We start from the raw sequence: 8,884 nt of genomic DNA, 5'->3' as shown, positions 1-8,884 counted from the left end.
AATTTCGAACATCCGATGAAGCTATCGACAGTGGCAATGAACTGACGATGACCATCAGTCACCCGCTACGCAGTGTGAAAGTCCCGGTTGGCACCTCGCTGTTATTTGCTTTGGAGCAACACAAAGTACCGGTGATGGCCGCTTGTCGCGCGGGTGTTTGTGGCTCTTGTAAAACCCGAATTCTGCACGGCGACTACACCACCAGCAGCACCATGACACTGACACCGGAAGAAATCGCTCAGGGTTATGTTCTGGCATGCAGTTGCCAGTTGCAGGGGGATGTTCAACTGGCTTGATAGAATTATTCTTGCTCCATTAATGCGGTTAATACGGCAATAATCGTCAGACGAGCCATACTTTGGCCTCATATATCCTAAATAATTCGAGCTACAGGAAGGCGGCAATTGAGTAAATCCCCGGGAGCTTACATCAGTAAGTGACCGGGGTGCGCGAAAGCAGCCAACGCACCAGCAGCTTGGAGTATGACAGGTATAGGATAATGACTCGCCATTAATCCTTGAGGGAACAACTATGAAGCAAACCGTGGCAACACTGGTCGCAAAAACGTTGGAACAAGCTGGCGTTAAACGAATCTGGGGCGTAACTGGGGACTCACTCAATGGTCTGAGTGATAGCCTGCACCGCATGGGAACTATCGAGTGGTTGGGAACACGCCACGAAGAAGTTGCCGCTTTCGCTGCTGGCGCGGAGGCACAACTCACCGGACAACTCGCTGTCTGTGCGGGTTCTTGTGGCCCGGGTAACCTACATCTGATTAATGGCTTATTTGATTGCCATCGCAACCATGTTCCCGTGCTGGCAATCGCCGCTCATATCCCATCCAGTGAGATTGGCAGCGGATATTTCCAAGAAACTCACCCACAAGAACTGTTTCGCGAATGCAGCCACTACTGTGAATTGGTGTCAAATCCAGAGCAATTGCCTCGCGTGCTAGAAATTGCCATGCGCAAAGCCATCCTTAACCGTGGTGTTTCAGTGATTGTGCTGCCGGGGGATGTCGCACTACAACCGGCTCCGGAAGATGCCGCCGTGGTGTGGCAAACACCTAAACTGCCTTTAGTTCAGCCACAGATGAGTGAGTTGAATATCTTGGCCGAGACATTAAACCAAGCCAAAAACATCACACTAATGTGCGGCAGTGGCTGCGCGGATGCCCATGATGAAGTGGTGAAACTGGCTGAAATTCTGCAAGCCCCCGTAGTACATGCGCTGCGTGGTAAAGAACATATTGAGTGGGACAATCCCTACAGTGTAGGCATGACCGGGCTGATTGGTTTTGCCTCCGGCTATCATGCCATGATGAATGCCGATACGTTGGTATTGCTGGGGACACAGTTCCCCTACCGCGCGTTTTATCCCACCCATGCAAATATCATTCAGATTGATATCAATCCCGGCAGCATCGGCGCTCACTGCCCGGTCAATATGGCGCTGGTCGGTGATATCAAAACCACGCTGAGTGCGCTGTTACCTCAACTAGAAGCCAAAAGTGATAATACATTTTTGACCAAGGCACTGGAGCACTATCGCACCACGCGCAAAGATCTGGATGGGCTGGCAACCGCCAATGATAACCAACCCATTCACCCGCAATATCTGGCGCAACAAATCAGCCGCCATGCCACAGATGATGCCGTTTTCACTTGTGATGTTGGCACACCCACTGTGTGGGCTGCCCGTTATCTGGAAATGAACGGAAAGCGCCGTTTACTGGGTTCGTTTAACCACGGATCTATGGCTAATGCCATGCCACAAGCCATTGGTGCGCAAGCCACCGATCCGAATCGACAAGTTGTGGCCTTATGTGGTGATGGCGGTTTCACTATGCTAATGGGGGATTTTCTCACCTTGGCACAGCTAAAATTGCCGGTGAAAATTGTGGTATTTAATAACAGTGTATTGGGCTTTGTCGCCATGGAGATGAAAGCCGGTGGCTATCTAACCGATGGCACTGATTTACATAATCCTGATTTTGCCGCTATCGCTAACGCGGCGGGCATTAAAGGTATTCGGGTAGAAAAAGCCTCTGAGTTAGATGCGGCACTGGAAAGCGCTTTTGCCCATCCGGGGCCAGTCTTGGTGGATGTGGTCACCGCCAAACAAGAACTGTCGATGCCGCCACAAATCAAGTTTGAGCAAGCCAAAGGATTCAGCCTGTACATGCTTAGAGCTATCATTAATGGCCGTGGTGATGAAGTGGTCGAACTGGCCAAAACCAACTGGTTACGGTGATAAAATACCGTTCATTTCATAAAAATTCTCTCCGTTTTTCCTGCCACAGAGGCCGATTTTATACTGGCTTCTGTGGTAAACAATTGTTGTAATTTTCCCATCCAGTTAACAGTTTTCACATCCTATCCAGATAAAAATTAAGCAGGCGCATGAGGCTGCTTTATTTAAATCCTCATTCATAATGTACGGCGTAAATCTTAATTAAGTCGAATTTGTATTGGGGATAAATAAAATGGCAAAAAGCACCATGTCAGATTTCTCACCTTCGGCGGAGTTAATCTGCATACTCAGAGCAAAGTCTTACAGTGAGAAAAGAGAGGGATACAAAACAGATGATTATATCTCGCTATTAATTTCGCACTCTCTAACCTCTTTCTTTTCCATGACACAAAAATCTTTTTTGATGCCCGGCAATATTCTTTCTCCGCAGATCCCCGCAGGTAGCTATGAGTTTTTAATTAGCCGGATAAAATACATCGACGAATTATTTCAATTGCGTGCCAGCGAATTCGCTAACATTTTCATTCTGGGTGCAGGCTTTGATTCCAGGGCGATTCGATTCCAGAATCAACTACAGCAAAATCGAGTTTACGAACTCGACCACCCGGTATCTCAAAAGAACAAAATAGCTAAGATACAAGAACTTAGCATCCCGATCCCGAAAAATTTACGCTATATCCCGATTGATTTTAATCAGCAGGATTTAACCACTACCTTACAAGAGATTCCGCGAAAAAAAGGAGAGAAAAACCTATTTATATTGGAAGGGCTAATTATGTATCTTCCTCCCAGCACGGTGAACCGTATTTTTTCAGCCATCGACACTTGTGCTCCTGATGGCAGTGAAATCATTTTCGATTATGTTTATTCCGACGTCATCGCCGGTGAAAACACCTCATATGGTTCGGTCGAAGTTTTAGAAGGATTAAAAAACATTGGTGAGCACTGGATTTTTGGCATCGAAAAAGGACATCTGACGGCGTTTCTTAATAAGTATCATCTGAAATTGTATTGTGATGCCGACGCCAGCACTTTAGAAAAGCGTTTTTTTACCAATAAACAAGGGACAGTTCTGGGCAAACTGAATAAAGCGCTAGCAATTGCTCATGGAATTAAATAAAAACCAGAATAAAATCAGCGAACAGACCTTACTTGCGAGATGAATAGCCGATTTAAAGTAAATAATATTTTGTCGGGCTTCTTTGTTTTAATATTCTCGCTATGATGAAACAACTCTTTCCCTGTTCGCGAGAAAATTATGCTGATCGATTTACGCAGTGACACCGTTACGCAACCTGATGCCGCCATGCGCCAAGCCATGGCTAATGCCGAAGTCGGCGATGATGTGTATGGCGATGACCCGACGGTGAATACTTTGGAAGCCCAAGCCGCCAGGTTATCAGGTAAAGAGGCCGCATTATTCCTGCCGACCGGTACACAAGCAAATTTGGTGGCACTGTTGACTCACTGTCAGCGTGGTGAAGAGTATATTGTCGGCCAAAAAGCGCATAACTATCTCTATGAAGCCGGTGGAGCCGCAGTGCTTGGCAGTATTCAACCACAGCCTATTGATGCAAATGATGACGGCACTTTGCCACTGGATAAAGTTTTGGCCGCTATCAAGCCTGATGATATTCATTTTGCCCAAACCCGGCTGTTAAGTTTGGAAAATACCCACAGCGGAAAAGTATTGCCACTGAGTTACTTGCAGCAGGCATGGGCATTGACTCGTGAACAGAAACTGGCGCTACATATTGATGGTGCTCGTATTTTTAATGCCGCCGTGGCACTGAATGTCCCGCTGAGCGAAATCACGCAATATTGCGATACCTTGACAATCTGCCTCTCCAAAGGGCTGGGCGCGCCTGTTGGCTCATTACTGTGTGGCAGCGCTGAATATATTAAACGCGCGCGTCGTTGGCGCAAAATGACCGGCGGCGGCATGCGTCAGGCAGGTATTCTGGCCGCAGCAGGGCTGTATGCATTAGAGCATAATGTGGCGCGACTAAAAGATGATCATGACAATGCCCTCTGGCTGGAACAACAACTGCGTGCGCTAGGGGTAGAGATAGTGGCTCCGGGAGCGCAAACCAATGTGCTGTATATTAAACAATCCGCTGAATTAGCCGCCAAGCTAGGCCCGTGGATGCGCGAACGTGGGGTATTAATCAGCGCTGGCCCAATCACCAGAATGATTACTCACATCAATATTAGCCGTAAGGATTTGGAAAAAGTCGTCGCGCTATGGCATGAGTTTTTGAGCGAGCAGCGCTCATGACACCGCAGCGGATATTGGTGCTGGGCGCCAGTGGCTATATTGGTCAGCATCTGGTGCCGAGACTCAGCCAGCAAGGGCATAGGGTCACTGCGGCTGCCCGCCGTATCGAGTGGTTAAAAGAGCAACCCTGGCCGGGGGTCGATTGCCGTTTTGTTGATCTTTACCAGCCCTCAACCCTTATTACCGCGCTACAAGATATTGATGTCGTCTATTATCTGGTGCATGGCATGGGTGACGGGCAGGATTTGATTGAGCAGGAACGCCTGGCTGCCACCAATATGAAAACAGCGCTGCAACAAAGTCCGTCAGTAAAGCAGATCATTTATCTCAGTGCATTACAGCCGGATGATAACAGTTCCCCTCATCTGATTGCCCGCAAACTAACCGGTGATCTGCTTTGTCAAAGTGGTATTCCGGTGACGGAGCTGCGCGCCAGTATTATTGTCGGCCCGGGTTCTGCCGCTTTTGAAATCATGCGCGATATGGTTTATAACCTGCCAATTCTGACACCACCGCGCTGGGTGCGCTCAAAGTCATCACCGGTTGCGCTGGAAAACTTGTTAGTTTACTTAACGGAATTGCTCAATCATCCGGCCGCAGAAAACCGCATTTTTGATGTCGCCGGGCCGGAATACATTAGCTATCAAACCATGTTCGAGCGCTTTATTGCCATCAGTGGTAAACGGCGCTGGCTGGTCCCCATTCCGCTCCCTACCCGCTTTATCTCGGTTTATTTCATCAATATGGTGACGTCAGTGCCCACGTCCATTGCCAGCGCATTGATTGAAGGACTGAATCACGATCTACCTGCGGATGGTCAAGCTTTACAGGCACTTATCCCCCAACAACTGATCAGTTTTGACGATGCTGTCAAAGAGACATTACGCCGTGAAGACGAAGTGGTGGATTCACCCGACTGGGGTTATGACCCCGAGGCTCGCGCCCGCTGGCGACCGGGTTATGGCTTTTATCCTAAACAAGCCGGCTGCCAACTCTATACCTCAGCATCCAGCGAAGCACTGTGGCATGTGGTACAGCAAATTGGCGGCAAAGAAGGTTATTTCTATGGTAATCCATTATGGAAAACCCGTGCCTGGATGGATGATCTTGCTGGTGGCGGGGTCGTTTATGGCCGTCCAGATAGGGAAACGCTGGAATTAGGTGACTTGATTGATGGCTGGAAAGTTATCACGCTCAAACCGCTGCGTCAGTTGGCAATGATGTTTGGCATGAAAGCACCGGGTCTCGGGCGGTTAACCTTTACCATCAAGGATTTGGGTGGACGACGCAGTTTTGATGTTCGGGCATGGTGGCATCCGGCGGGCTTTAATGGATTACTGTATTGGTTTGTGATGATGCCAGCTCATCTGTTTATTTTTCGCGGAATGGCAAAACGCATCACCACTTTAGCGGTGCAATATGACCGCGAACGCAACCACAAGAGCGACGAATAACGCTGCAAATTCAAGTATGCAGGGGATTCTGATTGCATAGCGCTGCATTTCACGAAAGAATGGCATCTTATTTGCTGGATGAATAAATAAAAGCTCTAGCATTCTGATTTTTGGTGGGAACCGAATTCGCTATGAAGGTATTGGTCACCGGTGCAACCTGTGGGTTAGGCCGAAATGCCGTTGAATATCTCCGTCGTCAGGGTATCAAAGTTATCGCCACCGGCAATAATCCGGCGATGGGTGCATTATTGACAAAAATGGGCGCTGAATTTATTCATGCGGATCTGACGAATCTGGTTTCCTCGCAGGCGAAAGCCATGCTGGCTGATGTCGATACGCTGTGGCACTGCTCCAGTTTTACCTCGCCGTGGGGCACGGAGCAGGCTTTCGAGCTGGCCAATGTCCGCGCCACACGCCGCCTGGGCGAATGGGCCGCTGCTTATGGTGTGGAAAATTTTATTCATATCTCCTCACCGGCCATTTATTTCGATTATCACCACCATCGTAATATTCAGGAAGACTTCCGCCCAGCACGTTTCGCCAATGAGTTCGCGCGAAGCAAGGCGGCGGGAGAGGAAGTAATTCAGCAATTAGCGCTGTCCAACCCGCAAACTCATTTCACTATTTTGCGTCCGCAGGGTCTCTTCGGCCCGCACGATACAGTGATGCTGCCGCGTCTGCTGCAAATGATTAAGTATTATGGCACGCTGCTGCTACCCCGTGGCGGTGATGCACTGGTGGACATGACCTACCAGGAAAATGCCGTACATGCGATGTGGTTAGCAACCCAAAGCCAGAATACACAGTCTGGTAGAGTTTATAATATTACTAATCAGCAACCCCGCCCGCTGCGCACCATCGTGCAACATCTACTGGAAGAGTTGGATATGCCCTGCCGTATTCGCTCAGTGCCCTACCCGATGTTGGATATCATGGCCCGAGCCATGGAAAAACTGGGGAATAAAGCCGAAAAGGAACCAGTATTGACCCATTATGGTGTAGCTAAACTTAATTTTGATCTGACGCTGGATACCCACCGTGCTGAATTAGAATTAGGGTATCGCCCGCAGGTGTCATTGGATGAAGGTATTATCCGCACGGCCCGTTGGTTAAAAGAGCACGGCAAGCTCAACACGCGTTAACTCCGCAGATTCTTTGGGTCTATACTACAATCACTTTCATAACAGATTCTTTCACTTAAGGTCATCATATGAAAAAGAAAAATATTGCCCTGATTCTTCCACTTGCCATTCTGCTTAGCGCTTGTAGTAATACCGTTGATCCAGCATACAAAGACATCAGCAGTCGCACGGCGCCTTGTATTGACGGTGGGCCGGACACGGTAGCGCAAAAATTCTATGACCTGCGGGTTCAGCAAATCGGCAATCAGAGTGGCTTGCCCGATGATAATCTGTCAGCTCAATTTCGCCCTTATCTGAGCCAGGCACTTTATGAGCAGATTCAAACCGCCAGAAAGCAAGCAGGCAATCGCACCTCTTCTGGGGTAAATAGCACACAAACCATTAATGGCGATATCTTCACCAGCTTACGTGAAGGTAGCACCAGCGCGGATGTTGCCAGTGCTTCAACCATTCCCAATACCGATGCGCGGAATATTCCATTACGCGTCAATTTGACGCACCAGTCGGCGGGTGGGCAGTCAGTAATGTGGCAAGACGAAGTGTTGATGATCCGCGAAGGAACCTGCTGGGTGGTCGATGATATCCGCTTTATGGGCGTCTCTTCCCCGGCCAGTAGCCTGCGCCAACTTTTGGGTGATCACTAACTCCGGCGATTTGAAAGATGACAGGTATGTACCGGTTTTGTTCCAGTAAACCGGTACTCCTTGATTTGCAAACACATTATTGTTTTGGTTGTTTTTTAACCTATCACTGCGGTTACTCTGTCAGATTTATTCATCGCATGACAAATTCCCTGCGATAGCATTCAAATCCAAATGTTATGCTGTTTTCTGCCCCTGATGTTGGTTATTAATAAATTTTAACGCACAAAGATTGCATAAGTATGCCGCGGAAGTTACCATTCACGGCATCATTGGCTATTCAGATTTGGCGCATGAGTATTCAACTTAACGGAATTAACTGTTACTACGGCGTACACCAGGCGCTGTTCGACATTACCTTAGACTGTCCTGCGGGCGAAACCTTAGTGTTACTGGGGCCAAGTGGTGCAGGTAAAAGCTCATTATTGCGTGTGCTTAACCTGCTGGAGATGCCACGTTCAGGAACCTTGCAGATAGCAGGTAATCACTTTGACTTTTCCCAGGCCCCAGGCGCAAAAGCTATTCGCGAATTACGCCAGAATGTGGGGATGGTCTTCCAACAATACAATCTTTGGCCACACCTCTCTGTGATACAGAATCTGATTGAAGCCCCTTGCCGCGTGCTGGGTCTGTCAAAAGATGAGGCTATGGCGCGGGCAGAAAAATTACTGACCCGTCTGCGTTTGACTGATTTTGCCGATCGCTTTCCGTTGCACCTCTCGGGTGGCCAGCAACAGCGTGTGGCTATTGCCCGCGCATTGATGATGGAACCGCAGGTTTTGTTGTTTGACGAACCGACTGCGGCGCTTGATCCAGAAATCACAGCACAAATTGTTAGTATTATCCGTGAATTGGCAGGAACCGGTATCACTCAGGTGATTGTAACCCATGAGGTTGAAGTGGCCCGCAAAACGGCCAGCCGTGTGGTTTACATGGAAAACGGCCACGTAGTGGAACAAGGTGATTCCAGCCACTTTACACAACCAACAACTGAAGCTTTTGCCAGCTATCTGTCACATTGATATCTATTTGGGAATTTGCGATGAAAAAATTAATAATTGCTGCCGTCCTTGCCAGTATCAGTTTGTCCGCCTCTGCCGCTGAAACTATTCGTTT

The 8,884-nt window shown here is 48.5% G+C and carries 8 protein-coding genes; all 8 read left to right on the top strand.

Features of this window, described 5'->3' with window-relative positions:
* Positions 1-296 (top strand): 2Fe-2S iron-sulfur cluster-binding protein (locus ACNSO8_RS01745; RefSeq protein ID WP_418393637.1); only part of this gene is annotated, 296 nt, incomplete at its 5' end.
* Between the two features lie 235 nt (positions 297-531).
* Positions 532-2,253, top strand: a complete 1,722-nt coding sequence (gene poxB, locus ACNSO8_RS01740) for a ubiquinone-dependent pyruvate dehydrogenase (protein ID WP_418393636.1) — start codon at positions 532-534, stop codon at positions 2,251-2,253.
* 232 nt (positions 2,254-2,485) lie between these two features.
* The gene (locus ACNSO8_RS01735; RefSeq protein ID WP_408576559.1) at positions 2,486-3,373 is read left to right on the top strand and encodes a class I SAM-dependent methyltransferase; all 888 of its coding nucleotides are present in this window, start codon (positions 2,486-2,488) and stop codon (positions 3,371-3,373) included.
* A 138-nt stretch (positions 3,374-3,511) separates the two neighbouring features.
* Positions 3,512-4,531 (top strand): low-specificity L-threonine aldolase, encoded by a 1,020-nt coding sequence (gene ltaE, locus ACNSO8_RS01730; RefSeq protein WP_263699775.1) that lies wholly within the window; start codon positions 3,512-3,514, stop codon positions 4,529-4,531.
* The gene (locus tag ACNSO8_RS01725; RefSeq protein WP_400185366.1) at positions 4,528-5,985 is read left to right on the top strand and encodes a DUF2867 domain-containing protein; all 1,458 of its coding nucleotides are present in this window, start codon (positions 4,528-4,530) and stop codon (positions 5,983-5,985) included. The genes ltaE and ACNSO8_RS01725 overlap by 4 nt, the downstream gene beginning before the upstream one ends.
* 131 nt (positions 5,986-6,116) lie before the next feature.
* Positions 6,117-7,127 carry an NAD-dependent epimerase/dehydratase family protein gene (locus tag ACNSO8_RS01720; protein ID WP_019079900.1) on the top strand — a complete coding sequence of 337 codons (1,011 nt, stop codon included), beginning with the start codon at positions 6,117-6,119 and terminating at the stop codon, positions 7,125-7,127.
* Positions 7,128-7,195: 68 nt separating this feature from the next.
* Complete coding sequence (locus ACNSO8_RS01715; RefSeq protein ID WP_418393635.1) at positions 7,196-7,771, top strand: lipoprotein; 576 nt, start codon at positions 7,196-7,198, stop codon at positions 7,769-7,771.
* A gap of 290 nt (positions 7,772-8,061) precedes the next feature.
* Positions 8,062-8,790, top strand: a complete 729-nt coding sequence (gene artP / locus ACNSO8_RS01710; protein WP_050122475.1) for an arginine ABC transporter ATP-binding protein ArtP — start codon at positions 8,062-8,064, stop codon at positions 8,788-8,790.
* The last annotated feature ends 94 nt before the right edge of the window (positions 8,791-8,884 follow it).

This window comes from Yersinia sp. LJYL362, from assembly GCF_048323875.1.
This window is presented reverse-complemented; position numbering and strand designations above follow the sequence as displayed.

Bases quoted from the DNA above. Each gene is read 5' to 3' on its own strand.
- ACNSO8_RS01735 (WP_408576559.1), top strand. From the start codon at position 2,486: ATGGCAAAAAGCACCATGTCAGATTTCTCACCTTCGGCGGAGTTAATC.
- ltaE (WP_263699775.1), top strand. From the start codon at position 3,512: ATGCTGATCGATTTACGCAGTGACACCGTTACGCAACCTGATGCCGCC.
- artP (WP_050122475.1), top strand. From the start codon at position 8,062: ATGAGTATTCAACTTAACGGAATTAACTGTTACTACGGCGTACACCAG.
- ACNSO8_RS01720 (WP_019079900.1), top strand. From the start codon at position 6,117: ATGAAGGTATTGGTCACCGGTGCAACCTGTGGGTTAGGCCGAAATGCC.
- ACNSO8_RS01715 (WP_418393635.1), top strand. From the start codon at position 7,196: ATGAAAAAGAAAAATATTGCCCTGATTCTTCCACTTGCCATTCTGCTT.
- poxB (WP_418393636.1), top strand. From the start codon at position 532: ATGAAGCAAACCGTGGCAACACTGGTCGCAAAAACGTTGGAACAAGCT.
- ACNSO8_RS01725 (WP_400185366.1), top strand. From the start codon at position 4,528: ATGACACCGCAGCGGATATTGGTGCTGGGCGCCAGTGGCTATATTGGT.